At 63.5% G+C, this 23044-nt stretch carries 25 protein-coding genes; 11 read left to right on the forward strand and 14 right to left on the reverse strand.

All coding sequences use genetic code 11. From position 1 onward, the window contains the following. Positions 1–28 precede the first annotated feature (28 nt). Both P9239_RS22505 and P9239_RS22510 read right to left on the reverse strand, forming a co-directional pair. On the reverse strand, positions 29–1033 hold the full coding sequence (locus P9239_RS22505; protein ID WP_309755074.1) for a xanthine dehydrogenase family protein subunit M: 1005 nt from the start codon (positions 1031–1033) through the stop codon (positions 29–31). 10 nt (positions 1034–1043) lie between these two features. Beyond that, on the reverse strand, positions 1044–1646 hold the full coding sequence (locus P9239_RS22510) for a 2Fe-2S iron-sulfur cluster-binding protein (protein WP_309755077.1): 603 nt from the start codon (positions 1644–1646) through the stop codon (positions 1044–1046). Positions 1647–2017: 371 nt separating this feature from the next. Between P9239_RS22510 and P9239_RS22515 the strand changes: the two genes are divergently transcribed. Beyond that, positions 2018–2746, forward strand: coding sequence for a nitroreductase (locus tag P9239_RS22515; protein ID WP_309755079.1), 729 nt, complete (start codon positions 2018–2020; stop codon positions 2744–2746). Between the two features lie 168 nt (positions 2747–2914). Here the strand turns inward: P9239_RS22515 and P9239_RS22520 are convergent, their stop codons facing one another. Next, positions 2915–4231: an MFS transporter gene (locus P9239_RS22520; protein ID WP_309755082.1), complete on the reverse strand. Its 1317-nt coding sequence runs from the start codon at positions 4229–4231 to the stop codon at positions 2915–2917. Positions 4232–4426: 195 nt separating this feature from the next. Here P9239_RS22520 and P9239_RS22525 point away from each other — a divergent pair, with 195 nt between their 5' ends. Together P9239_RS22525 and P9239_RS22530 are read left to right on the forward strand one after the other, a co-directional pair. Then, the gene (locus P9239_RS22525; RefSeq protein WP_309755084.1) at positions 4427–5323 is read left to right on the forward strand and encodes a LysR substrate-binding domain-containing protein; all 897 of its coding nucleotides are present in this window, start codon (positions 4427–4429) and stop codon (positions 5321–5323) included. 94 nt (positions 5324–5417) lie between these two features. After that, complete coding sequence (locus tag P9239_RS22530) at positions 5418–6611, forward strand: M20 aminoacylase family protein (protein ID WP_309755087.1); 1194 nt, start codon at positions 5418–5420, stop codon at positions 6609–6611. A 7-nt stretch (positions 6612–6618) separates the two neighbouring features. Here the strand turns inward: P9239_RS22530 and P9239_RS22535 are convergent, their stop codons facing one another. Next, a complete protein-coding gene (locus tag P9239_RS22535) occupies positions 6619–7491 on the reverse strand; it encodes an endonuclease/exonuclease/phosphatase family protein (RefSeq protein ID WP_309755090.1) in 873 nt (290 codons plus the stop codon). 136 nt (positions 7492–7627) lie between these two features. Between P9239_RS22535 and P9239_RS22540 the strand changes: the two genes are divergently transcribed. After that, the gene (locus P9239_RS22540) at positions 7628–8098 is read left to right on the forward strand and encodes a DUF4019 domain-containing protein (protein WP_309755092.1); all 471 of its coding nucleotides are present in this window, start codon (positions 7628–7630) and stop codon (positions 8096–8098) included. A gap of 22 nt (positions 8099–8120) precedes the next feature. On the opposite strand, the gene P9239_RS22545 is transcribed toward P9239_RS22540, so the two are convergent. Further along, positions 8121–8426, reverse strand: coding sequence for a high-potential iron-sulfur protein (locus tag P9239_RS22545; RefSeq protein ID WP_309755095.1), 306 nt, complete (start codon positions 8424–8426; stop codon positions 8121–8123). Between the two features lie 202 nt (positions 8427–8628). Here P9239_RS22545 and P9239_RS22550 point away from each other — a divergent pair, with 202 nt between their 5' ends. After that, entirely contained in the window at positions 8629–8793 is a 165-nt protein-coding gene (locus tag P9239_RS22550) for a hypothetical protein (protein ID WP_309755098.1), read from the forward strand. Positions 8794–8800: 7 nt separating this feature from the next. Here P9239_RS22550 and P9239_RS22555 read toward each other — a convergent pair whose 3' ends face one another. From P9239_RS22555 to P9239_RS22580, 6 genes are all read right to left on the reverse strand, one after another. Further along, positions 8801–8929: an oxalate:formate antiporter gene (locus P9239_RS22555; protein ID WP_309755101.1), complete on the reverse strand. Its 129-nt coding sequence runs from the start codon at positions 8927–8929 to the stop codon at positions 8801–8803. Positions 8930–8956: 27 nt separating this feature from the next. After that, positions 8957–10351, reverse strand: a complete 1395-nt coding sequence (locus P9239_RS22560) for an OFA family MFS transporter (RefSeq protein ID WP_309755104.1) — start codon at positions 10349–10351, stop codon at positions 8957–8959. A 246-nt stretch (positions 10352–10597) separates the two neighbouring features. Continuing rightward, complete coding sequence (locus P9239_RS22565; RefSeq protein WP_309755107.1) at positions 10598–11383, reverse strand: enoyl-CoA hydratase; 786 nt, start codon at positions 11381–11383, stop codon at positions 10598–10600. 10 nt (positions 11384–11393) lie between these two features. Beyond that, positions 11394–13037 carry an acyl-CoA synthetase gene (locus P9239_RS22570; protein WP_309755110.1) on the reverse strand — a complete coding sequence of 548 codons (1644 nt, stop codon included), beginning with the start codon at positions 13035–13037 and terminating at the stop codon, positions 11394–11396. Between the two features lie 31 nt (positions 13038–13068). Next, a complete protein-coding gene (locus tag P9239_RS22575) occupies positions 13069–13704 on the reverse strand; it encodes a glutathione S-transferase N-terminal domain-containing protein (RefSeq protein WP_309755113.1) in 636 nt (211 codons plus the stop codon). A 27-nt stretch (positions 13705–13731) separates the two neighbouring features. Then, positions 13732–14358: a glutathione S-transferase N-terminal domain-containing protein gene (locus P9239_RS22580; protein ID WP_309755116.1), complete on the reverse strand. Its 627-nt coding sequence runs from the start codon at positions 14356–14358 to the stop codon at positions 13732–13734. Between the two features lie 274 nt (positions 14359–14632). On the opposite strand from P9239_RS22580, the gene P9239_RS22585 reads away from it, so the two are divergent. From P9239_RS22585 to P9239_RS22610, 6 genes are all read left to right on the forward strand, one after another. Continuing rightward, on the forward strand, positions 14633–15892 hold the full coding sequence (locus tag P9239_RS22585) for an ABC transporter substrate-binding protein (protein WP_309755119.1): 1260 nt from the start codon (positions 14633–14635) through the stop codon (positions 15890–15892). Positions 15893–15977: 85 nt separating this feature from the next. After that, positions 15978–16853 (forward strand): branched-chain amino acid ABC transporter permease, encoded by an 876-nt coding sequence (locus P9239_RS22590; protein ID WP_309755122.1) that lies wholly within the window; start codon positions 15978–15980, stop codon positions 16851–16853. 22 nt (positions 16854–16875) lie between these two features. Beyond that, positions 16876–17802, forward strand: a complete 927-nt coding sequence (locus P9239_RS22595; RefSeq protein WP_309755571.1) for a branched-chain amino acid ABC transporter permease — start codon at positions 16876–16878, stop codon at positions 17800–17802. Further along, on the forward strand, positions 17799–19307 hold the full coding sequence (locus P9239_RS22600) for an ATP-binding cassette domain-containing protein (RefSeq protein WP_309755125.1): 1509 nt from the start codon (positions 17799–17801) through the stop codon (positions 19305–19307). Before P9239_RS22595 ends, P9239_RS22600 begins: the two co-directional genes overlap by 4 nt. Positions 19308–19477: 170 nt before the next feature. Continuing rightward, positions 19478–20614, forward strand: a complete 1137-nt coding sequence (locus P9239_RS22605; RefSeq protein WP_309755128.1) for a porin — start codon at positions 19478–19480, stop codon at positions 20612–20614. A 58-nt stretch (positions 20615–20672) separates the two neighbouring features. Next, positions 20673–21290: a hypothetical protein gene (locus tag P9239_RS22610; RefSeq protein WP_309755131.1), complete on the forward strand. Its 618-nt coding sequence runs from the start codon at positions 20673–20675 to the stop codon at positions 21288–21290. Positions 21291–21345: 55 nt separating this feature from the next. Here P9239_RS22610 and P9239_RS22615 read toward each other — a convergent pair whose 3' ends face one another. From P9239_RS22615 to P9239_RS22625, 3 genes are all read right to left on the reverse strand, one after another. Then, positions 21346–21507, reverse strand: coding sequence for a hypothetical protein (locus P9239_RS22615; protein WP_309755133.1), 162 nt, complete (start codon positions 21505–21507; stop codon positions 21346–21348). Positions 21508–21704: 197 nt separating this feature from the next. Further along, positions 21705–22607 carry a DMT family transporter gene (locus P9239_RS22620; protein WP_309755135.1) on the reverse strand — a complete coding sequence of 301 codons (903 nt, stop codon included), beginning with the start codon at positions 22605–22607 and terminating at the stop codon, positions 21705–21707. Position 22608: 1 nt separating this feature from the next. After that, positions 22609–23001, reverse strand: a complete 393-nt coding sequence (locus tag P9239_RS22625; protein ID WP_309755138.1) for a hypothetical protein — start codon at positions 22999–23001, stop codon at positions 22609–22611. Positions 23002–23044 lie beyond the last annotated feature (43 nt).

The raw sequence follows: 23044 nt of genomic DNA on the forward strand, positions 1-23044 counted from the left end.
TGAGTTCCTCGGTCGTGTTCAGACGGATTCAGGACGCTTGCGTGGCGAGCTTCAGCGCATGGACGATGCAGCGCTTCGCAAGCTCCACCTTGAAGGCGTTGCCGGTTTGCGGCTTCGCGTCGGCCAGCGCGGCGTCGGCGGCGCGGCTAAAAGCGGCTTCGTCGGGCGCGGCGTTCAGCAGTTCGTTCTCGGCTTCGCGCGAGCGCCACGGCTTCGTGCCGACGCCGCCGAGACCGACGCGCACGTGCGTGATGCGCCCGTCGTTCACGCCGATCACGATGGCCGCCGAGGCCAGCGCGAATTCATACGACGCGCGGTCGCGCAGCTTGAGATACAGCGAACGCGCGCCCGCGACCGGCGGCGGCAGCGTCACATGCGTGATGAGATCCCCCGCTTCAAGCACGGTCTCGCGATCGGGCGTGGCACCGGGCAGCAGGTGGAAGTCATCGAACGGGATCGCGCGCTTGCCAGCCGCGCCTTCGACGTGCACCGTCGCTTCGAGCGCGGCGAGCGCCACGTTCATGTCCGACGGATTGCTCGCGATGCACGCTTCGCTCGTGCCCAGAATCGCCTGTGTGCGGTTGAAGCCGCCGATCGCGGAGCAGCCCGTGCCCGGCTCCCGCTTGTTGCACGGCGACGCGGTATCGCGGAAATAGACGCAGCGCGTGCGCTGCAAGAGGTTGCCGCCGGTCGTCGCCATGTTGCGCAACTGCACGGACGCGCCCGAGAGCAGCGCCTGCGAAAGCACCGCGTAACGCAAGCGTATCAGCGGATGATGCGCGAGCTCCGAATTGCGCGACGTCGCACCGATGCGCACGCCGCCTTCGTCCGTCGCTTCTATCGTGTCGAGCGGCAACCGGCTGATATCGACGACGCGCGCGGGCTGTTCGACGTTGAGCTTCATCAGGTCGATGAGCGTGGTGCCGCCCGCAAGGAAGCGCACTTCGGCGCCTTGTTGCGCGGTATGCGCCGATGCGCCCGCGTGGATGGCGTCCGGCAAGTCGCGCGCGCGGGAGAGCTGGAACAGTTCCATGTCGCGCTCCCTAGCCCTTGTTGCCGCGCACGGACTGAATTGCCGCGACGATGTTCTGATAGGCGCCGCAGCGGCACAGATTGCCGCTCATGGCTTCGCGCACGTCTTCGTCGTTCGGGCCGATGGGTTCGTCGAGCAGCGCCACCGCCGACATCAATTGCCCGGCGGTGCAGTAGCCGCACTGATAGCCGTCGCATTCGACGAAAGCCGCCTGCAGCGGATGCAGCGCTTCCACTTCGCCGATGCCTTCGATGGTCGTGACCGCATCGCCGTCATGCGCGGCGGCGAGGCACAGGCACGCGTTGACGCGGCGGCCGTTCACATGCACCGTGCATGCGCCGCATTGGCCGTGATCGCAGCCTTTCTTCGTGCCGGTGAGATGCAGATGCTCGCGCAGCGCGTCGAGCAGCGTCGTGCGCGGATCGAGCGATAGCGTGATGCTGCGGCCGTTCACCGTCAGCGTGACATTGGCCTTGGCATCGCTCGTCCTGGCCGATGGCGGCGTGAGCACGTCGGCGGGCGCAGCGTGAGTCGCGGACTCTGTTTGATGAACGCGAGCGGGTGTGCGCGGTATGACGCGCGTGCTGTTCGATTGGGGAACGGGGTGTTGCATCGAGCATTCTCCTTTTCGACCGGCGCGGCGGCGCGTCCGGTTCCATGCAAATGCATTGCGGGGAATGGCGAATCTTGCAGCGCGAAAGGCGGCAGATACGTCCGGGCTTGAGAGACGAAGATGCGGTGAAGCAATGTGGGGCGTGAGCCGAACGGCCCCGAGAGTGAAGATGCGGCGAGCGAGCGGGTCTGCACGTGAAAGCGTCAGGACCGTTCTCGCTTGCAATGCAAAACGAGAAGACACCAGTCAGTATAGGCAGACGCCGTTGATCTTTCAGCAATGAGTTGCACGCGCGTGCCTTTTTGCAGGAACCATGCCCGGACGAGGCAATGGTAGCGTTCGCAGTGTCGCTTACATTCCGTGTCCATCCAATGAACGAAAGTCTGTCTGTCTCCGACGCCATCGCTACGCGCCGTTCCATTCGCGCATTCTTGCCCGATCCCGTCGATCGCGGCACGCTCGAAGCGATTATCGAGCACGCGTGCCGCGCGCCGTCAGGCAGCAACATCCAGCCGTGGAAGGTATATGTGCTGACAGGCGACGTGAAAGCGGCGCTCTCGCGCGCCATCCTCGACGTGTTCAACGATCCCGATGCCGACCGCGAGCACGAAGAGGAATTTGCGTACTACCCGCGCACGTGGACGTCGCCGTTCATCGAACGCCGGCGTGCGCTCGGCATCGGTCTCTATACGCTGCTCGGTTTGACGCGCGACGACAAGCAAGGCATGCATGCGCAGATGGCGCGCAATTTCGAGTTCTTCGGCGCGCCCGTGGGCATCATCTTCACGACGGACCGCACGATGGAGCGCGGCTCGTGGCTCGACTACGGCATGTTTCTTCAGAACGTGATGTTGATGGCGCGCGCGTTCGGACTCGATACGTGCCCGCAGGCGGCGTTCAACCGTTATCACCGCATCATCGCGGCGCAGTTGGAGCTGCCGGACAACGAGACCGTCGTGTGCGGCATGAGCCTCGGTTTTGCGGACGCGTCGCAGCCGGAGAATCAGCTCCGAAGCGCACGCGAGCCGCTGCACAACGTCCTGCGCTTTCTCGACTCGTCAGTGAGGCATGATGCCGCCAGCCAGAAGCGACAGAAGTAGTTCGCCTAGCGTGACGAAAACGACGAGTACGACGATTACCGCGAGAAGGCGCACGATCAATTGCATTGCATTGGCCTAAAAAAAAAGGGCCGCTTGCGCGGCCGGAAGGAGGGGTGGGTCAGTCCAATCAAGACTACGACCCGTTTCTTAATCCGAGCTTAAGCATGTTTAGCGCAGCGCGTCGCTATAACGGTCACGCAGCGGGAAAATCGTCAAAAGCGCGACCGCGCTGCCGAACATCACGTAGTAGCAAATCGAAAGCGGATCGCCCGTCGTCATGGTGAGCCATTGAACGATGGCAGGCGCGAAGCCGCCGAAGATCATCACCGCGACGTTGTAGCTCACGGAGATGCCCGTCGAGCGGACGCTGGACGGCAGCAGCTCGGAGATGAACGCCGGATAGCAGCCCTGATACGCGCTGAGATACAGCATGAGCAGTGCCTGACAGGCGATGAGCGTCGGCAGGCTCGGGTGCGTGGTCAGGAACGAGAAGATCGGATAGGCGCTCACGAGCGAAAGCGCAAGCGCGGTCGCCATCACCTTTTTGCGGCCCACGCGGTCCGACAACTTGCCGAAGAACGGGCAACAGACGAGATAGACGAGCGCGCCGATAGTCGAGCTGATGAGACCGTCGGTCAGCGCCATGTGCAGCACGCGCGTCGCGTGCGTCGGCAGGTATAACAGGAAGATATAGGTGCCGATGGTGCCGAACACCGTCAGCCCGAAACCGGCGAGCACGGGCAGCCAGTGTTTCGTCGCGGTATCGCGAATGGGGCTCGCGGTCAGTTCGTTTTTCTGCGCCTTTTCGACGAAAACCGGCGATTCATCGAGCTTCGAGCGCAAATAGAGACCGACCGGCACGATCAGCAAGCCGATCACGAACGGCACGCGCCAGCCCCAGCTATTCAGATGCTCCGGACTCAGCGTGCGCGTGAGCACGGCACCGAAGAACGATCCCGCGAGGCTCGCGGCGGCCTGCGCGACCATCTGGAAGCTGCCGAAGTAGCCGCGCTTTTTCGCGGGCGCATATTCGACGAGAAACGCCGTCGCGCAGCCGACTTCGCCGCCCGCCGAAAAGCCCTGAATCAGCCGGCCGAGCAGCATCAGCAACGGCGCGGCGATGCCGATTGCCGCATACGTCGGCGCAAACGCGATGATCGCGATGCCCACGGCCATCAGCGAGATGGTGAGCGTGAGCGCCGACTTGCGCCCGACGCGATCCGCCACCGCGCCGAGCACGATACCGCCGAGCGGCCGCGTGAGAAAGCCCACGCCGAAGGTCGCCCACGTGGCGAGCAGCGAGATGGTGGGGGTCGTCGCCGGGAAATACAGCTTCGAGATGATGACCGCGAAGAAGCCGTAGACCATGAAGTCGAACCATTCGAGCGCATTGCCGATGGTCGATACGACGATGGCGCGTCGCCCGGAAAGGTTGAGCGCAGCGGTGTCGCCGGCGGCATGGGATGCAGGTAGTACGGTGCTCATCGAATGGACTCCGTGGGCTTGGGGTCGAAATTGTGTGGGCGAGAGCGCGGTGGTTGCGCGCTTCGTTGCGACGACATCCGCTTTGACCTGATACGACACCTCAAGACTACGCCTTGCTGAAATAAGAAAATATAGAATTTCTGAACTCACACTCAAGGAAACCTGATTACAACGTCAGTGCTTCCCTAATACGCCATGAGCAACATCCGCTTTCTGCGCACATTCATTGCCGTGGCGCGGTACGGCTCCTTCGCCGCTGCCGCCGAGAAAGTCGCGCTGACGCAGGCGGCGGTCAGCATGCAGATGCAGTCGCTCGAAGACGACCTCAAGCGGCCGTTGTTCGACCGCGTGGGCCGCACGAACCGCCTGACGAGCATCGGCAAGCAGGTGCTGCCGCAGGCGGAGCGCATCGTCGCGCTGTACGACAGCATGCGGCTCACCGGGCTCGACGATGAAATCGCCGGTTCGGTGTCCATCGGCGCGGTGGATTCGGCGATGGGCGCGCTCGCATCGGTCGTGACCGAACTGAAAGGGCAGTATCCCCGGCTCGACGTGCGGCTTTTCACCGGCAAGGCGCTCGCGCTCGCGCCGCAAGTGGAGGCGGGCGAGATCGACGCGGCGGTGATCGTCGAAATGGCGGGCAAGACGCCCGCGAGCCTCGAATGGACGCCGCTCTATTCGGAGCCGCTCGTCGCGATCGGATCGTCGGCGAGCACGCACACGAACGCCGCCGATCTGCTCGCGAACGCGCCGTTTCTGCGCTTCGACCGCGCGCAACGCACGGGTGCGCTGATCGATCGCGCGTTGCGGCACAACCGGCTCGCGGTGAACGAGTTCCTCGAACTGAATTCGCTGGAAGTGATCGTCGAACTCGTGCGGCAGGGCGCGGGCGTTTCTGTCGTGCCGCTGCTCGAATACGGATCGTGGGCGAGCGATCCCGCGCTCGCCGTGCTGCCGCTCGCGAAGGACACGCCGCGCCGCGTCGTCGGCATGCTGGAGCGCAAGATTCACGACCGCCACGCGGTCATGCGCGTGGTGCAGGACAGCATTCGGGCGCGTTCGCAAGCCGCCGACGCGACACGCCATCCATGACTTTTGCTTAAGTCATGGACAAGAAATATCAGCTTTCCCTGTGAATTACGGCCATCGACAATGCTTCATTCTTCATTCGACTCAAGAGGACAGCATGTCGATCATTCCCGAGATCGCAGACGCGCAGGACGAACTGAAAGCCATCCGTCGCGACATCCACGCGCATCCTGAGCTTTGCTACGAAGAAGCGCGTACCGCCGACCTCGTTGCAAGCACGCTGGAAAGCTGGGATATCGAAGTGACGCGCGGTCTCGGCAAGACCGGCGTGGTCGGCGTGCTGCGGAAGGGCACGAGCAAACGCGCAATCGGCTTGCGCGCAGACATGGACGCCCTGCCGATTCCCGAGCTGAACACCTTCGCGCACGCGTCGAAACACGAGAACAAAATGCACGCGTGCGGCCACGACGGCCACACCGCGATGCTGCTCGGCGCCGCGCGCTATCTGTCGAAGCATCGCGATTTCGACGGCACCGTGGTCTTCATCTTCCAGCCTGCGGAAGAGGGCGGCGGCGGCGCGAAAGCGATGATCGACGATGGCCTCTTCCGGCAGTTTCCCGTCGATGCCGTGTTCGCACTGCACAACTGGCCGGGCATGGCAGCGGGCAACTTCGGCGCGCGCGTGGGCGCGACGCAGGCGTCGAGCAACGAGTTCGAGATTCGCATCGAAGGCGTGGGCGCACATGCCGCGATTCCGCACGATGGCGTCGATCCTGTCTTCACCGCGCTGCAGATCGGCACCGGCTTGCAGAGCATCGTCACGCGCAACAAGCGGCCCATCGACGCCGCCGTGCTCTCCATCACGAAGATGGAAGCGGGCCACGCGGTGAACGCCATTCCCACGACCGCGACGCTCGCGGGTACGGTGCGCACGTTTTCCGTCGAGGTGCTCGATCTGATCGAAACGCGCATGAAGGAAATCGTCACGGCGACGGCGGCCGCTTACCGGTGCAAGGCCGAAGTGAACTTCGTGCGCAACTATCCGCCGACCGTCAACACCGAAGCGGAAACGCAGTTCGCTCTCGGCGTCATGCAGGAAGTCGCGGGCGTGGATCACGTCAATACGAACGTCGATCCGACGATGGGCGCGGAAGACTTCTCGTACATGCTGCTCGAACGCCCTGGCTGCTACGGATACATCGGCAACGGACTGGGCGCGCATCGCGAGCACGGGCATGGCATCGGCCCGTGCATGCTGCACAACAGCAGCTACGACTTCAACGACGAAGTGTTGCCGCTCGGATCGACGTACTGGGTCAAGTTGGTCGAGAAGTTCCTCGCGCGAGGCTGACCGTACATTAGCGCAGTTCCAGCCACATCGGCTGATGGTCCGACGAGCGGCTTCGCTGATCCGCCTCGCAGCCGACGATGCGCGGCGCGAGGTCATCGGTCACGAAGATGAAGTCGCACGCGAACGGGCCGTCGGCCCATTGTTCGTGGTCGTAGAGGCCGACCGTCGCCGCGCGCGGCTCGTTCGGATGCGCGTGCGACCAGGCATCGACGAAAGAGGGCGCATCGGGCATTGGGTCCAGCATCGCGCGATACGCCGGACCTTCGTATGCGCTGTTGAAGTCGCCGCAGACGATGGCCGACATGGGCCGCGCCGTATCGGCGAACGGGCTCGCCTGCGTCTCTGCTTTCGCGGGGCGGCGCGCATGTTCGCACGCCTCGCGATGCAACTCGCGCAGCCGCGCGACCTGCGCGAGACGCTGCACTTCCGAGTAGAACTCGAGATGCGTGCTGATGACACGCAGCGGACCCACGTCGGTTTCGATGACCGCTTCGAGCGCCATGCGCAGCATTGACGGCTTCGCGGGATCGGCGGGCCACGGCAGCGAATGACGCAGCACTTGCCGCACCGGCAGCCGGCTCACGATGGCATTGCCGAACTGCCTGCGCGCGCCGCCTGAACCCACAGGCGGCAGATCCGAGCCGATTCCTTCGACGATGGTCGCGCCCGGCATCAGGCTCGCCAGTTCCGCGAACTGATCGGCGCTCGGGCCGCCCGCGAGACCACCCGCCTGCGCGCCTTCGTGGAAGCCGCGCGTGACTTCCTGCAGGCAGAGCACGTCGAAGTCGCATAGCGCCTTCGCTTCCGTCACGATGCGCGAAACATCGACGCGGCCGTCCACGCCGCGTCCCCACTGCATGTTCCAGTCGACCAGCCGCATGTCGATTCTCCTTGCAACGATGTATTCGGCGCGCGCGCCCAGCCTGCGGTACGCCTGACGAAACGCTGAATTTCAGACTGTCTCATAAAAGCGCGGCCTACAATGGGTGCGAACCAATACGTAGTCCTCAGACACCATGAATACACGCATGAAGAAGCGGTGGAGCGCACTCGCGCTGATGTCCCTGGCGATGATTGCGCACGCGCAGCCGGCGCCGTCGCTCACGCGCGAGCAACAGGCGGGCCTCGACAAGCAGGACCATGACATCGCGCAAATGGCGGATGTCATCGTGAAGATGATCGATCAGAACAAGACAGGCGAGGTGTGGGACGCGGGATCGGCCGTCGCGAAGAAAGTCATCACGCGCGAGGACTTCGTGAACAAGGTCATGCGCGACCGCGCCGCGCTCGGCACGCCGGGATTGCGCATGCCGATGGGCGTGAAGCATCTGCACTTCGACGGCACCGGCAACATGCCCGCAGGCTGGTTCATGAGCGTTTCGTTCGATACGCAGTTCAGCCAGGCGCGGCAGTCGGCGCGCGAAGTGGTGACCTTCATGCTCGACCCGGACAGGGTATGGCGATTCGTGGGGTATTCGGTCCGGTGAGGGCGGGCGAGCGGCTATCGCCTCACATATTCGTCCACGAAGCGCACCACCCGCGCCCGGCCACCAGCTTCCCGCCGAACAGCGTGCAACCGCCCCACGCATCCGTGGATTTGCCCTGAAACAGCGAGCAATTCGCGCAGGTCTGATCCGCCGCGTAGTTCGGGTACTTGGCTTTATCGACTTTCGCAGCGTCTACTTTATAGCCGACGGCCATCGCCGCTGGATCGGTTTCGCTCAGGTGCGGGGCGTCGGCGCTGGCTCGCGTGAGCCAGAGCGATGCACCCGCGCCCGTCGTCACAAGGAGGAACTTGCGGCGGGACGTGTTCATGGCAAAGAAGAAGGTTCGTCAGGGGACGCGGCTTTTCGCAACGATACGCCGAGTCGCACGTTCCCGCACGCGCGGTCTTTTCCATCGGTCGAAAAAACGCCGCTCAACCCTGGCGCGCGCCTGCCGTTAATCCTTCCAGAACGGAGAACTGACCTACGATCTACGCAGCGCCCGCTGCATACCACTTCAAGGGAGAACGACAATGACTGGAGCTGACTGGATGATGGCAGGCGTATATCTCGTCGAACTCGTGGCCGGCACGCTTTTCTTGAGCGCGCTCGCGCGACGCAGCTTGAGCCGGCAAGCCAGCGCGGACGATAACCGGCCACGCGGGGCCGCGCGCCGAATGCGTCATTCGGCGCGCTGAAGAGGCGTTATCTAAAGAGCTTCACGGCCTGCGTGAGCGTGTTCGTGATGCCCCACGCAAGCGGAATCAGCACGTAAAGCCAGAAGATCAGCAACAGCGCCTTGTTCGACGCGCCGCCTTCGTATCGATCGTTCATGCGGGTCTCCTTGTGCGTCTCGTTGATTCAGCCGGCCGTGGCCGCCGTGTCCATGTGATGTTTTTCATGCACGCGCTTGATGAGAAGGTTGCACACGAAGCCGATCACAAGCAGCGCCGCCATGATGTGCAGCGTCATCGTATAGGCATCCGACTTCGCGACACCGTGCGCCACTTCATAGGCGCGGATGTAGTTCACGAGCACCGGACCCGCGATGCCCGCCGCCGCCCACGCGGTCAAGAGACGCCCGTGAATGCCGCCGACAAACGCGGTGCCGAACATGTCCGCGAGGTAAGCTGGAATCGTCGCGAAGCCGCCGCCGTACATCGACAGAATCACGCCGTACGCGAGCACGAAAAGCGCGATGTTGCCGGCCTGCGCGAATTGCGGCACGAGAAAGTAGAGCACGGCGCCGAGCGCGAAGAACACGAAGTACGTGTTCTTGCGCCCGATCCAGTCCGACGCCGACGCCCACACGAAACGCCCGCCCATGTTGAACAGCGACAAGAGGCCGACGAAGCCCGCCGCCGCGCCCGCCGTGATGGACGACTTGAAGCTCTCCTGAATCATCACGGAGGCCTGGCCGAGCACGCCGATGCCCGCCGTCACGTTCAGAAAGAGGACGAGCCACAGCAGATAGAACTGCGGCGTCTTGAGCGCCTGATCGATGTGCACGTGGTTCTTCGTGATCATCTTGTTGGCAGTGGCGGGCGGCGTCCAGCCGGCCGGCTTCCAATCCGCCGGCGGAATGCGGATGGCGAGCGCGCCGATGGTCATCGAGATGAAATAGAGCACGCCCAGCACCACGAAGGTCTCGGCCACGCCGACGCTCGTGGAGCTTTTGAAGTAGTTCATGAGCGCCACGGACCCGGGCGCGGCGATCATCGCGCCGCCGCCGAAGCCCATGATCGCCATGCCGGTGGCCATGCCTCGCCGGTCTGGGAACCAGCGGATGAGCGTCGATACCGGCGACACATAGCCGAGCCCCAGGCCGATGCCGCCGATCACGCCATAGCCGAGATAGAGCAGCACGATCTGATGCAGATACACGCCGAGTGCGGACACGAGAAAGCCGCCGCCGAAGCAGCACGCCGCCGTGAACATGGTGCGGCGCGGGCCGACCTTTTCGAGCCACTTGCCGGCGAACGCCGCCGACAAGCCGAGAAACACGATGGCGAGCGAGAAGATCCAGCCGAGCGTCGTGAGCGACCAGTCGTCCGGCGTGGACTGCGTGATGCCGACGACTCGCGTCAACGGCGCATTGAACACGGAGAACGCATACGCCTGGCCGATGCAGAGGTGCACGGCGAGCGCCGCGGGCGGCACCATCCAGCGCGAGAAGCCGGGCGGGGCGATGGTCGCTTCCTTCGAAAAGAAGCCATGCGGGCCGTCTGCGGCCCCGTGCTTGATGGTGCTGTTCATCGTGGTCTCCGTGGCGCGCCGGTCGCCTTACGTGCAGCGTGGCGCGCTCGTCTTTGCTTTGTCGTGGGCTGTGCGCGGAGGGCCGCACCCTTACGTGTTCCGGCGACAAACATGCGATGGAACGACATATAGGCGCGACATTCCGTCACGGCTGCGCATGACGTTAGACAAGACCGTTGCGCTTTGCAATATGAACCCAGGCGCCATAAGCGTTTGCCCCAACCCGGCGGGCGGACACCGAACGGATCACCAGCGCGGCGGGCGCTTCTCGATGAACGCTTGCGTACCTTCGAGCGCGGATGCTTCCATCATGTTGCAGGCCATCGTCTCGGCGGCGAGCGCATACGCGTCCTCGACGCCTGTTTCGAGCTGCCGGTAGAAGAGCCGCTTGCCCGCCGCGACCGCTTCGCGCGGTTTGCCTGCAATGCTCGCGGCGAGCGCCCGCACCGCATCGTCGAGTTCGTGCGCAGGCGCTACGCGATTCACGAGGCCGCGCTCGCACGCGGTCTGCGCATCGATGAAGTCGCCCGTGACCAGCATCTCGAACGCGGCCTTGCGCGAGATGTTGCGCGAGAGCGGCACGCTCGGCGTCGCGCAGAAGAGGCCGAGATTTACGCCCGATACGGCGAAGCGCGCTTCATCGGATGCGACCGCGAGATCGCACATCGCGACCAGCTGACAGCCCGCCGCCGTCGCGATGCCATGCACCCGCGCGATGACCGGCTGCGGCATGTGCTGGATCGTCATCATCATGCGCGAGCAGTGTGCAAAGAGTGCGCGATAGTAGGCAAGCGAAGGCGTGGCGCGCATCTCCTTCAGATCGTGGCCGGCGCAAAATGCGCGTCCCGCGCCCGCGATGACGACGACGCGCGCATCGGATTGCGCAACGCGATTTAGTTCGGACTCCAGCGCATCGAGCATGGACTCCGAGAGTGCATTGAACGCGTGCGGGCGGTTCATCGTGAGCCGCACCGCGCCTTGGACGCCGTATGCGTCGTATTCGACCTGAACGAGTGCTTCTTCGTTGTTCATCTCGTCTCCGTCAAACGTCGATGGCCCCGACCGAGCCCGCGCGCTTGCGCAACTCGAACTTCTGAATCTTGCCGGTCGATGTCTTCGGCAACTCGCAGAATTCGACTGCGCGCGGCACTTTGAAGCCCGCGAGCAGCGTCTTGCAGTGCGCGATCAGTTCTTCGGCGCTCACCTGCGCGCCCGCCTTCAGTTCGACGAATGCGCAGGGCGTCTCGCCCCAGCGCGGATCGGGCTTCGCGACGACCGCGACCGCCATCACGGCTGGATGCCGGTACAGCGCGTCTTCCACTTCGATACTCGATATGTTCTCGCCGCCCGAGATGATGATGTCCTTGCTGCGATCCTTGATTCGCACATAGCCGTCGGGATACGCGACCGCCAGATCGCCGGTATGAAACCAGCCGCCGCGAAACGCTTCTTGCGTCGCGCTCGCGTTCTTGAGATAGCCTTTCATCATGATGTTGCCGCGAAACATGATCTCGCCGATGCGCTCGCCGTCAGCCGGAACCGGCTCCATCGTCAAGGGATCGCGCACGCTGACCGCATCCTGCAAGTGATAGCGCACGCCTTGACGCGCATTGAGCCGCGCGCGTTCGCCGATATCCAGCGTGCTCCATTCGGCTTGTTGCGCGCAGACCGTAGCGGGTCCGTAGACCTCGGTAAGACCATACACATGCGTCAGTTCGAAGCCGAGGCGCTCCATGCCTTCGATCATCGCGGCGGGCGGCGCCGCGCCCGCGACCATCGCGTGCACCTTCTGTGTGATGCCGGCCTTCACGTCGTCCGGCGCGTTGACGAGCAGGTTCTGCACGATGGGCGCGCCGCAATAATGCGTGACGCCCTCGCTGCGAATGAGATCGAAAATGGTCTTCGCGTCGATTTTGCGCAGGCACACGTTGACGCCCGCGCGCGCGGCCACGGTCCACGGAAAACACCATCCGTTGCAGTGAAACATCGGCAGCGTCCAGAGATACACCGCATGCTTCGGCATATCCCATTCGAGTATGTTGCTGACCGCATTCGTATAAGCGCCGCGATGATGATAGACGACGCCTTTCGGATTGCCCGTGGTCCCCGACGTGTAGTTCAGGCAGATGGCGTTCCATTCATCGGATGGCGGCAGCCAGTCGTACGCCGCGTCGCCACTCGCGAGCAGCGACTCATAGTCGATTTCGCCGATGCGCTCGCCTTCGCCCGTGTAGTGCGGATCATCGACGTCGATCACGATCAGCGGTTGCGGCACGTCCGCGAGCGCCTTCTTCATGACCGCCGAGAACTCGCGGTCCACCAGCACCGCTTTCGCTTCGCCGTGCGTCAGCATGAAGGCGAGCGTCGCGGCATCGAGGCGCGTGTTGAGGGTGTTGAGCACGGCGCCCGTCATCGGCACGCCGAAATGCGCTTCGACCATCTCGGGCGTGTTCGGCAGCATGGCCGCCACCGTATCGCCGATACCGATGCAACGCGATGCCAGCGCCGACGCGAGACGCCGCGTGCGTGCGTAGGTCTCGGCCCATGTGCGACGCACGTCGCCATGCACGACCGCGAGCCGCGTGGGATACACCGACGCCGCGCGTTCGATGAACGTGAGCGGCGTGAGCGCGGCGAAGTTCGCGGCGGTCTTGGGAAGGCCTTCGTCGTACATGTTCGCGGTCATGATCGTTTGCCTCGTGCGGATTCGGCGGTTATCAGGCCAGATCGTCGAGCTTCACTTCGAAGCCGCGCCGCACGCCGTCACGCGCGAACAGCGCTTCGTACCAACGCTTCACGTTCGGATAATCGTCGAGCGAGACTTGATGCCGCTCATGACGCCACGCCCAGCCGAGTATCGCGAAGTCGGCAACGGACAAGGTACCCGCGACGTACTCGACTTCGCCGAGCCGCTTGTCGAGCACGCCGTACAAGCGGCGCGTCTCGTCGGAATAGCGTTTGAGGCCATAGCGCCGGTCGCTTTCCGCTTCGACCATGCGAAAGTGATGCACCTGTCCCGGCATCGGGCCGAAGCCGCCCATCTGCCACATCAGCCATTCCAGCACGGGCACGCGTTCACGCAGACTCGCTGGCAGGAACTTGCCGGTCTTCTCGCCGAGATACAGCAGAATGGCGCCGGATTCGAATACGCTGATCGGCTGGCCGTCAGGACCGTCCGGATCGACGATGGCGGGAATGCGATTGTTCGGGCTGATGCGCAAAAACTCAGGCGCATGCTGCTCGCCCTTCGTGATGTTCACGGTTTTGACCGTATAGGGCAGTTGCATTTCCTCGAGCGCGACGCTGATCTTGCGTCCGTTCGGCGTGTTCCACGTATGCAGTTCGATAGTCATGGCGTGTCGTTCTCGATAGGGTGACAGTCAGGTCAGTTCCGGCGCGACATAGCGTTGAAAGCCCGCGCGCGCAGACTGCCGCGCGTACCAGCGTTCGAGCTCGGGCAGTGACGGCCGCACGAGTTCCGCGATGCCGTACCAGCGACGCGCATACGCCGCGATGACGATATCGGCGAGCGTGAACGTGCCGCCTTCGAGATAGTCGCGGCCCTTGAGATGCGCGTCGACCATGCGCCAGAGCTTCTCCACGTCGGCGGCGTCCGCTTCGAGCTGTTTCACGTGACGCTTCGCCTGCGGCGTGCGGATATAGCCCCAGAACACGGGCCGTTCGGCGGGTTGCAGCGTCGACAGTGTCCAGTCCAGCCAGCGGTCCACGCTTGCACGCACCTTCGGTTCGGCGGGATACAGCGCATCGTCGCGGCCATATTGCATGACCAGATAGCGGATGATCGAATTCGATTCCCACAGCACGAAGTCGCCGTCCACGAGCGTGGGTATGCGTCCTGTGGGGTTCATCGCCAGATAGCCGGGTTCGTGATTGCGCCCGAACTGCATGCCGGCGTCGATGCGCTCATAGTCGAGACTCAACTCGTCGCAACACCACAGCACCTTCTGCACGTTGACCGAATTCGCGCGGCCCCAAATGGTCAGCATCGACGTCACCTCCGTTGAGTATTTCGTTCATCGACAAGCATAGCGTCTAACGATGACGCGCTGTACGTTGCGGCTTTGCAGCATGACATGCGCGATCCTTTCTATCGTAAGTACTGATTCAGCACCTACTGAGCGAATGCTACTGTTGGGCGCGCATCCTTAACAGCTGCACTGTATTGGGATGACGTCGGTCCATAACGATCAAAGCGCAGTTCCTGCATGGGCCAGAGAGCGCGCGCTCGAGCGCCGGCTCTGGACGACAAGGAGACGAGACATGTCCAGGTGCAAGACGTGGCGACTGCATGGTTTCATGGCGACGGGCGCCATGATGACGGGGCTGGGCTTGATCGGCACGGCTCACGCGGCGGGGGAGCCGCTCAAGATCGGCGTGATCAGCGAGGAATCGTCGGTGGCGGGCGCGTCCATCAGCAAGTCCGCGCAGATGGCCGCCGACGAAATCAACGCGCACGGCGGCGTGGATGGCCGCAAGATTGAGATCGTCGCCTATGACGATCACTCTTCCGCGTCGGACGGCGTGCGCGCGTTCCAGCGCGCGGCGAATCAGGACAAGGTGGTCGCGATCATCGGCAGCTACATTAGCGAAGTGGCGCTCGCGATGGAGCCGTGGTCCGCGCGCCTCAAGATGCCGTTCATCACGCCGGGCGCGGCGAGCAACGAGATATCGAAGCACGTCCACGACGACTACGACCACTACAAGTACACGTTCCACGGCTGGATGACGTCCGCGTTCATCGCGCAATCCATCTGCGACTTCTCGCACGATATCCTCGTCGGCCAGTTCAAGATGAAGACGACCGTGGTGATGAGCGAGGACGCCGCGTGGACCAAGCCGCTCGACGAACGCTATATGGAGTGTCTGCCGAAGGCAGGGCTTCAGGTGCTGGACCATATCCGCTTCAATCCCGATACGTCGGACTTCACGCCCATCTTTAACCAGATCGAGGCGAAGCATCCGGATACGATCACGACCGGCATCAGCCACGTGGGCGTGCAGCCGACCGTGCAATGGCACGACCAGCAAGTGCCTATTCCGATGACGGGCCAAAGCTCGCAAGCCACGACGACAAGTTTCTGGAAGGACACCAACGGCGCGACCGAAGGCGTGATTACCGCATCGGCGGCGGCGCCGGGTGTGGCGGTGACGCCGAAGACGGTGCCGTTCGTCGATGCGTATCAGAAGAAGTTCGGCGTGTCGCCTGCGTATGACGGCTTCACGAGCTACGACCTCGTCTATATCCTCGCGGATGCGATCCATCGCAATCAGGGCTCCACCGATCCCGACAAAATGGTCGATGCGCTCGAAAAGACGGACTACGTGGGCACGATCGGCCGCTGGCAGTTTTACGGCAAGAACGATCAGTTCACGCACGCGCTGAAGTACGGCCCGGGCTATATCACCGGCATCAATCTGCAATGGCAGGACGGCAAGCAAGTGGCGATCTGGCCGGCGTCCATCGCGAACGCGAAGGTCAAGTTCCCCGCCTTCGTCAAGGTGCAGCAGGCGGCGAAGTAGGTCATTGCCGCATGCATAGTCGCGCGGGCGCTTCTCGAGCGGAGAACGCCCGCATCGATACGCGGGTTCACATCGAAGGCCGGGTATGCTGCCACTGCAGATTCTTATCGACGGTTTCGCCATCAGCTCGCTCTATGCGCTCGGCGCGATAGGCTTCACGCTTATCTTCGGCGTGTCAGGCGTGCTCAATCTCGCGCATGGCGGCGTGATGCTCGTCGCCGCGCTGCTCGGCTGGATGTTCGCGGGCGAGGCGGGCTTGGGCACCTACCTCGGCACGTTGCTCGGCGTCGTATGCGGGATGATCGCCGCGTACATCACGTACCTCATGGTCGTGCGGCCCATTCAGCGTTCTGCCGCCATTCCGCGTGAAGAGAAGGAAATCTTCGTGCTCACGGGCACGCTCCTGTGGGGCATCATGATCCAGCAGGGCATGGCGTATCTCTTTACCGACAACCCCATCACGATGCGCCCGCTTATCGGTGGCGTCATGAGCATCGCGGGCGTGCGGGTGCCTTACAACGAGATCATGATCGCGGTGGTGTGCTGGGTCGTGATCGGCCTGTTGTGGCTCTTCGTCAATCGCACGCGGGCGGGCAAGGCGCTGCTCGCCGCGTCGATGAATCCGCGCGGCCTTACGCTGCTCGGCTTCGAACTGTCGGGCATCTATTTGCTCGCGTGGACCATCTACGGCGTGCTGGCGGGTATCGCGGGCGTGCTGCTCGCATCGTTTCTCGGCGTGAGCACGAACAACACGGGGCAACTCACGGCGAGCGCGTTTTCCATCGTGGTGCTGGGCGGGCTCGGCAGCGTGTCGGGGTCGCTCATGGCGGCGTATGTCGTGGGTTATCTTGAGACCGTCACCGCGTATTTGATCGCACCGACGCTGCGGCCTTTGCCCGCGTTGCTGCTGCTGGTGCTCGTCGTGTATGTGCGGCCGCAAGGCTTCCTCGGGCGGCGTTGACCGGAGCACGCACATGAACAACGTGAATCGCCTGTTCCGTTCGCGCGTGCTGTGGGCCGCGGTGCTGCTCGCCGTCATTGCGACGACTTTGCCGTCGTGGCTATCCGGCTACATTCTCGGCGTGCTGACGGTCGCGTATTACTTCGGCGTCTTCGCGATGTCGTGGGATCTGCTCTTCGGCTTCGCGGGCGAAGTGAATTTCGGACCGACGTTTCTGATCGGCCTCGGCGCGTATTCGGCCGCCATGCTCAACGCGCACTGGAGCGCACCGATACCGGTCTGCGTGATCGCGGGCGGTCTTGTCGCGCTGATCGGCGGGCTGCTGCTCGCCGTGCCCGCGCTACGCCTGCGCGGTCCTTACTTCGGGCTTGTCACGCTCGTGGCGGTGTTGCTGTTGCAGAACGCCATCGTGATCTTCGCCGGTCTGACAGGCGGCGAAATCGGCATGATGGTGCCCGACGTCATGTCCGTCGATGCGAACCACAATTATTGGATCGCGCTCGCGTTCCTCATCGTGTGCGCGATTGTGCTGTTCGGCTTGTCGCGTTCGGCCATCGGCCTCATTCTGCAAGCGAGCGGACAGGACACCGTCGGCGCGCAGGCGCTCGGCTTCAACGTGACGAAGCACAAGCTCGCGGCCTTCTGCATCAGCGCGGTGTTCTCGGGCGTCGCGGGCGCGATGCTCGTCTTTTATCAGGGCACGGCATCCGTGAGCACAGTGGTCGATCTCGGCGTGGGCGTTCAGATCATCATCGCGGCGGTGCTCGGCGGCCGGCGCACGATCCTCGGCGCGGTGCTCGGTGCGATCTTCCTGATCGTCGCGGGCGAGTTCCTGCGTCCGCTCGGGCAGATCAACACGTTCGTGGTCGCCGCCGTGGCGCTCGCGGTCATCCTGTTCTTTCCGGACGGGCTGCTCGGCAACCTGCTGCGCGTGAGGGAGCGCGAATGAACGACACGCCTTTGCTTTCCGTGCGCGGGCTGACCAAGCGCTTCGGCGGACTCGTCGCGGTGAAGGATATCGGTTTCGACATACGCCCCGGCGAGATACTCGGATTGATCGGACCGAACGGCTCCGGCAAGTCGACGGTGATGAAGCTCATCATGGGCATCGAGCGTCCCAATGCCGGATCGGTGAAAGTGGGCGGCGTCGAGATGGCCGGATGGCTGCCGCATCGCATCGCACGGGCGGGCGTCGGCATCGTGTTTCAGCATTCGCGGCCGCTGCATCGTCAGACGGTGCTGGAGCACATCAAGCTCGCGCTGCTGCCGGATTCACTGCTCAAGCTCGCCGCCGATCCGCACGTCAACGCGCGCGCCCGTGAAATTGCCGAGCGCGTCGGCCTCGGCGCGGTGATGCATCGCCATCCCGCGACGCTGCCGTTCGCCGATTTGCGCCGCATGGAGATGGCGAAGGCGATTGCGCGCGATCCGAAAGTCGTCCTCGTCGATGAACCGTTCGCCGGTCTCACGCAAGCGGAATCGCAGGCGTTTTCCGAGCTGATTCGCGGATTTCGTGCGGAAGGGCGCGCGGTGCTGCTCGTCGATCACAACGTGAAGAGCCTCGCGGCGCTCGCGGATCGCGTCCTTGCCATGTATCTCGGCGAATACGTGGCGGAAGGCTCGGCTGCCGAAGTGATGCGCAACGAAACGGTGCGGCGCGTGTATCTGGGCGGCAAGATCGAGGCGCGCGAACGCACGGCGGAGGTATCGAACACGTTGGCGCCCATTCTCGAAGTCGACGGCGTGGGCGTGCTCTACGGCAAGGCGCGCGCGCTCGACGGCGTGAGTCTTCACGTGCGCGAAGGCGAGTTCGTATCGGTGGTCGGCCTGAACGGCGCGGGCAAGACCACGTTTTTCAATGCGATCTGCGGCCTCGTGCCTTCTCATGGGAACATCCGCTTCGGCGGTCAGAGCCTAAAGGGCATGAGCGGCGCGGCGATCGCGCGTGCGGGCATCGTGCAATGTCCCGAGACACGCGAGCTTTTCGGCGACATGACCGTGCGCGAGAACCTCGATCTCGGCGGCTACCATCTATCGAACGCGGCGCGCGCGGAACAACTTGCATGGCTCTTCGAACTGTTCCCGATTCTGGAGTCGCGGCAGTCGCAGACGGCGCGCACGCTGTCGGGCGGCGAGCAGCAGATGCTCGCCATCGCACGCGCGCTGATGATGCAGCCGAAGCTCCTGATACTCGACGAACCCACGCTCGGTCTCGCGCCCGTGATTCTGGAGCAACTATCGAAGGCGCTCGACAAGCTGCAGAAGACCACGCCGATTACCGTTCTGCTCGGCGAGCAAAACGTGACCTTCGCGCTGCCGCACGCGGACCGCGTGTATGTGCTGGAACATGCGCGCATCGTGTGGGAAGGCAGTCCCGCGCGCTTCGAGCAGGAAATGGGCGAAGGCTTTCTCGATGCGCCGCCGTCGGGGACGACGCAAACCGTGGGAGCCTGAATTCCGCGCAAGTGTTGCGTAAAACACGACAAAGACCGCGCTTGCTTGCGTGGCTGCGTGCGCTGCGAAATCTGGTGTGATAAAAGTCCGCGTGCTTTTTTTGAGGCGTGCGCTCGCCGTGCGTCGAAAACGGGCGCATCACATCACCAGAAATACACGCAAAGACACTCATGAAGACGATCACCTCCCGTGCGGCGACCGCGTTCGCCGCATCGGCCATTGCACTGGCTTGCCAGCCCGCGTTCGCGCAAAGCTCGGTCACGCTGTACGGCGTCGCCGACGTCGGCGTGCGCTATCTCACGAACGCCAATGCCAATAACGACGGCAAGCTGTTCATGACGAACGGCGCGATCACCAATAGCCGTATCGGGCTGAAGGGCACCGAAGAACTAGGCGGCGGCTTGAAGGCAATTTTCCGGCTGGAAAGCGGCGTGGAACTGCAAAGCGGCCAGTATTCCGACAGTCAGCGCGAATTCAATCGCGCGGCCTACGTGGGCCTCGCGAACCAGTATGGCGCGGTGACGCTCGGCCGCCAGAAGACGCCGCTTTTCGACATGCTGGGCGATGTCTACGACCCGCTCACCGTCGGCAATTACTTCGAGAACGCGTGGCTGCCGGTGGCGCTCGGCGCGGGTCTCTACGCGGACAACGCCGTGAAGTACACCGGCACGTTCGGCGGCCTCACGCTCGGCGCGATGTACTCGTTCGGCACCAACTACACGGCGACGGGCGCGGGCGGCTTCTCCGGTCAGGTGCCGGGTCACATGGGCGCGGGCAACATGTACGGCTTCACGGCGTCGTACACGGTCGGGCCGTTGTCCATCGACGGCGGCTATCAGCAGAACAGCGACAACGCGAGCAACAAGCAGAAGATCTGGAACGCCAACCTCGTCTATGCCATCGGGCCGGCGAAGGTGTATGTCGGCTATCTGCATTCGACCGACGACACCGGCTTCGTCGATAGCCTGCTTGCGCAGCGCAATCTCGTCGCGGGCGTCGATATTCTCAAGGGGTCCGGGCGCCGCGACGACGGCCCGTTCGGCGGCGTGACGTGGCAAGTGACGCCCGCGCTGTTGCTCACGGGCGCGTTCTACTACGACCACATGAAGAACGCGGCCATCGGCGGCGGCGAGACGGGCAGCGGCAATCGCTACACGGGCGTCGCGCTCGCCGAGTACGCGCTTTCCAAGCGCACGGAAGTGTATGGCACCGTGGACTTCAACAAGGTCACGGGCGCAGGCGTGGTCGAACTGCCGGGCAGATCGAATCAGACGGGCGTATCGGTCGGGCTGCGCAACCTGTTCTGAGCGCCGCACGCGGGTGCGGAATTTGCGTCTGCGGAGTGCAAAAAACCCGGAGACGACCATGCCCGATACGGCACAACATGACCCTTGCAGGCTCGGCGTTGCGTTCATCGACGCCCAATTGCTGATGCTTTATACGCACGCCGGCCTGCTCGCCGACTGGATCGATCGAGGCGAACGCGCGCCTGACTTGAGCGCGGTCGCGCGGTTGCTCGCGCATCGGCACGGGCGGCCGGAAGCGCACACGCATAGCGAAGACGGCATGCCGATGAAGCATGACGCATCCGACGACCTTCCCGCGTGGCCGACGTTCGACGACGCGCGCGAGCGCATGGCCTTCGCGTTGCACGTGCCCTGTACGAACGCGATCCTTGCGGTCGCGGATTTCTTCGACGTGCATCGTCTGTCCAATTCGCGCACGCCCGAAGTGCAGTTCCTCATGCGTTTGCGCGATGCGGCGGTGAATGGAAACCGCTTTCGCATCGGCGAGGACGAGTACGTGCCGCACGCGGCATATGGCGGCCTCATCATCGACAAGACACTGGATGGCAAGCCCATGATGGGCGAAGGTGCGGAAGCAGGGTTTATCGCGTTCGGCGATGTCGTGGGTCTGCTTCGCTATTTGCGCAAGCTCCTGACGAGCATGCAGTCGGTGATCAGTTCGGGCGATGCCGGTTGAAAAGAAAAGCCGCTGACGATCTCCGCCAGCGGCTGCATCGCCGGACGCTTAGCGCTTACTCAGCCGCTTTCTTATGATGTTTGTGATGCTTATGCGTCTTGCTGTAGGCGGGGCGCTTCTGGTTGGCCGGATATTCGGCCGTAGCGAACGACAGCGTAGGCGCAGCGAACGCCGCGAGCACGAACAGAACGAGAGTTTTTTTAACGGCAGTTTTCATCGGAAGCTCGCAGATAAGAAGTGGCGAACGGCGGAGGCGGCGGACGAATGGTTTGCCGGCGTCGCACGTCCAGGTCACATGGAGAACTACGGAACTGCGTTGCGCAGTGTACCTGCGCAAAAAGGCAGCGTGCCACATCCGTATGACGCTGTTGCGAATTTGCCCCAGCGTCACGCGGCCACACGGTCACGCGCGCTTCACGCGTTCGGGCCTTCCGGCAACTTGCGCTGCCACGCGACGACAATCGCGCTGCCGACGATCAACGCGATGCCGGTCAGCGAAAGCGGCGCGATGACTTCTCCCCATACCGCATAGCCGAACAACGTCGCCCACGCGATGCTCGTGTAGTTGAACGGCGCTAGCGCGCCCGCGTCGGCGCGGCGATACGCCACCGTGCACAAGAGTTGCCCGGCCGTGGCGAACACGCCGAGCAGCGCCATGACGACGAGCGCGTGCAGCGTGGGCGTCTTCCAGCTGAATGCGAGCGTGCAGGCGGTCACGACCGTTCCGACCGCCGAGAAGAAAAAGACCGTTGTGCGCGAATCATCCGTGGCGCGAATGCGCTTGATCTGAATCAGCGACAGCGCGCCGAAAAACGCGCAGCAAAGCAGAAGCAGCGGCCCGAGCCAGGTCGACTCGCCGCCGCCCGGACGCACCACGAGCAGCACGCCGACAAAGCCCGCGAATGCAGCACATGCGCCTCGCGCCGTCATCTTTTCGCGCAGCAGGAAAGGCGCGAGCACGACCACGATCAAGGTCTCCGAATAGGCAATCGCGACCGCTTCGGCAAGCGGAATATACGGCAGGCCGGCGAAGAAGAAAGCCGACGCGCCCAGCAGTGTCAGCGCGCGCACGGTCTGGCCTTTGAGGTCGAGCGTTCTGATGCGCTCGCCGAGCGAGCGGGTGCCGGTGCAGCACATGGCGAAGGCGGGCACGAGACCGAACAACATGCGGAAGAACGTCACTTCGTTGGCCGGATACTGCAGCGCGACGACCTTCGCGAGCGCATCGACGATTGCGAAGCAGAACATCGACGCAAGAATGCAGCCGATGCTCGCAAGCGGAAGGCGGCCGCCCTGTGCGGCGATGGAAGTGGTCATATCAGTTCGACGTCTTGGGCTTAGGCTTGTCCTTGCTTCTCGACCTGCGCGGTTTCGGCGCCACGCCGATGCGCGGGTCGCGTGCAAGCACGAGTGTCGTCAGTTGTTCAGCGACGGTTTCGAAGTCCGGATGCTCCTGCGTCACATAGAGCCATTTGCCGAGCACCGGATGCGGCGTGAGCGCGGGAAAAGCATCGACGAGCGCGGCGTGCCGTTCCTGCGACGTGCACACGAGCAAGCCATTCCACGGCTTCTCGCGGTCCGCCGCGACGAGACACAGCATGCCGTCGATATACGCGGCGTCGCATCCGAACATGCGCTTGCGGATATACGTGGCGTCGCGCTCGAACGCTTCGAAGATCCAGACGAGCGAGTTCCGAATAGAAGAGGGCATGTGCGAGATCGTCCTGTAGCCGCAGGATTCTCGCACGGCTTTG

This window comes from Caballeronia sp. LZ062 (genome assembly GCF_031450785.1).
In the GTDB taxonomy this organism is placed as follows: Bacteria; Pseudomonadota; Gammaproteobacteria; order Burkholderiales; family Burkholderiaceae; genus Caballeronia.

Bases quoted from the DNA above. Each gene is read 5' to 3' on its own strand.
- P9239_RS22530 (WP_309755087.1), top strand. From the start codon at position 5,418: ATGTCGATCATTCCCGAGATCGCAGACGCGCAGGACGAACTGAAAGCC.
- P9239_RS22590 (WP_309755122.1), top strand. From the start codon at position 15,978: ATGCTGCCACTGCAGATTCTTATCGACGGTTTCGCCATCAGCTCGCTC.
- P9239_RS22520 (WP_309755082.1), bottom strand. From the start codon at position 4,231: ATGAGCACCGTACTACCTGCATCCCATGCCGCCGGCGACACCGCTGCG.
- P9239_RS22550 (WP_309755098.1), top strand. From the start codon at position 8,629: ATGACTGGAGCTGACTGGATGATGGCAGGCGTATATCTCGTCGAACTC.
- P9239_RS22585 (WP_309755119.1), top strand. From the start codon at position 14,633: ATGTCCAGGTGCAAGACGTGGCGACTGCATGGTTTCATGGCGACGGGC.
- P9239_RS22535 (WP_309755090.1), bottom strand. From the start codon at position 7,491: ATGCGGCTGGTCGACTGGAACATGCAGTGGGGACGCGGCGTGGACGGC.
- P9239_RS22575 (WP_309755113.1), bottom strand. From the start codon at position 13,704: ATGACTATCGAACTGCATACGTGGAACACGCCGAACGGACGCAAGATC.
- P9239_RS22605 (WP_309755128.1), top strand. From the start codon at position 19,478: ATGAAGACGATCACCTCCCGTGCGGCGACCGCGTTCGCCGCATCGGCC.
- P9239_RS22615 (WP_309755133.1), bottom strand. From the start codon at position 21,507: ATGAAAACTGCCGTTAAAAAAACTCTCGTTCTGTTCGTGCTCGCGGCG.
- P9239_RS22525 (WP_309755084.1), top strand. From the start codon at position 4,427: ATGAGCAACATCCGCTTTCTGCGCACATTCATTGCCGTGGCGCGGTAC.
- P9239_RS22560 (WP_309755104.1), bottom strand. From the start codon at position 10,351: ATGAACAGCACCATCAAGCACGGGGCCGCAGACGGCCCGCATGGCTTC.
- P9239_RS22545 (WP_309755095.1), bottom strand. From the start codon at position 8,426: ATGAACACGTCCCGCCGCAAGTTCCTCCTTGTGACGACGGGCGCGGGT.
- P9239_RS22570 (WP_309755110.1), bottom strand. From the start codon at position 13,037: ATGACCGCGAACATGTACGACGAAGGCCTTCCCAAGACCGCCGCGAAC.
- P9239_RS22610 (WP_309755131.1), top strand. From the start codon at position 20,673: ATGCCCGATACGGCACAACATGACCCTTGCAGGCTCGGCGTTGCGTTC.
- P9239_RS22565 (WP_309755107.1), bottom strand. From the start codon at position 11,383: ATGAACAACGAAGAAGCACTCGTTCAGGTCGAATACGACGCATACGGC.
- P9239_RS22510 (WP_309755077.1), bottom strand. From the start codon at position 1,646: ATGCAACACCCCGTTCCCCAATCGAACAGCACGCGCGTCATACCGCGC.
- P9239_RS22600 (WP_309755125.1), top strand. From the start codon at position 17,799: ATGAACGACACGCCTTTGCTTTCCGTGCGCGGGCTGACCAAGCGCTTC.
- P9239_RS22580 (WP_309755116.1), bottom strand. From the start codon at position 14,358: ATGCTGACCATTTGGGGCCGCGCGAATTCGGTCAACGTGCAGAAGGTG.
- P9239_RS22625 (WP_309755138.1), bottom strand. From the start codon at position 23,001: ATGCCCTCTTCTATTCGGAACTCGCTCGTCTGGATCTTCGAAGCGTTC.
- P9239_RS22515 (WP_309755079.1), top strand. From the start codon at position 2,018: ATGAACGAAAGTCTGTCTGTCTCCGACGCCATCGCTACGCGCCGTTCC.
- P9239_RS22555 (WP_309755101.1), bottom strand. From the start codon at position 8,929: ATGAACGATCGATACGAAGGCGGCGCGTCGAACAAGGCGCTGTTGCTG.
- P9239_RS22540 (WP_309755092.1), top strand. From the start codon at position 7,628: ATGAATACACGCATGAAGAAGCGGTGGAGCGCACTCGCGCTGATGTCC.
- P9239_RS22505 (WP_309755074.1), bottom strand. From the start codon at position 1,033: ATGGAACTGTTCCAGCTCTCCCGCGCGCGCGACTTGCCGGACGCCATC.
- P9239_RS22620 (WP_309755135.1), bottom strand. From the start codon at position 22,607: ATGACCACTTCCATCGCCGCACAGGGCGGCCGCCTTCCGCTTGCGAGC.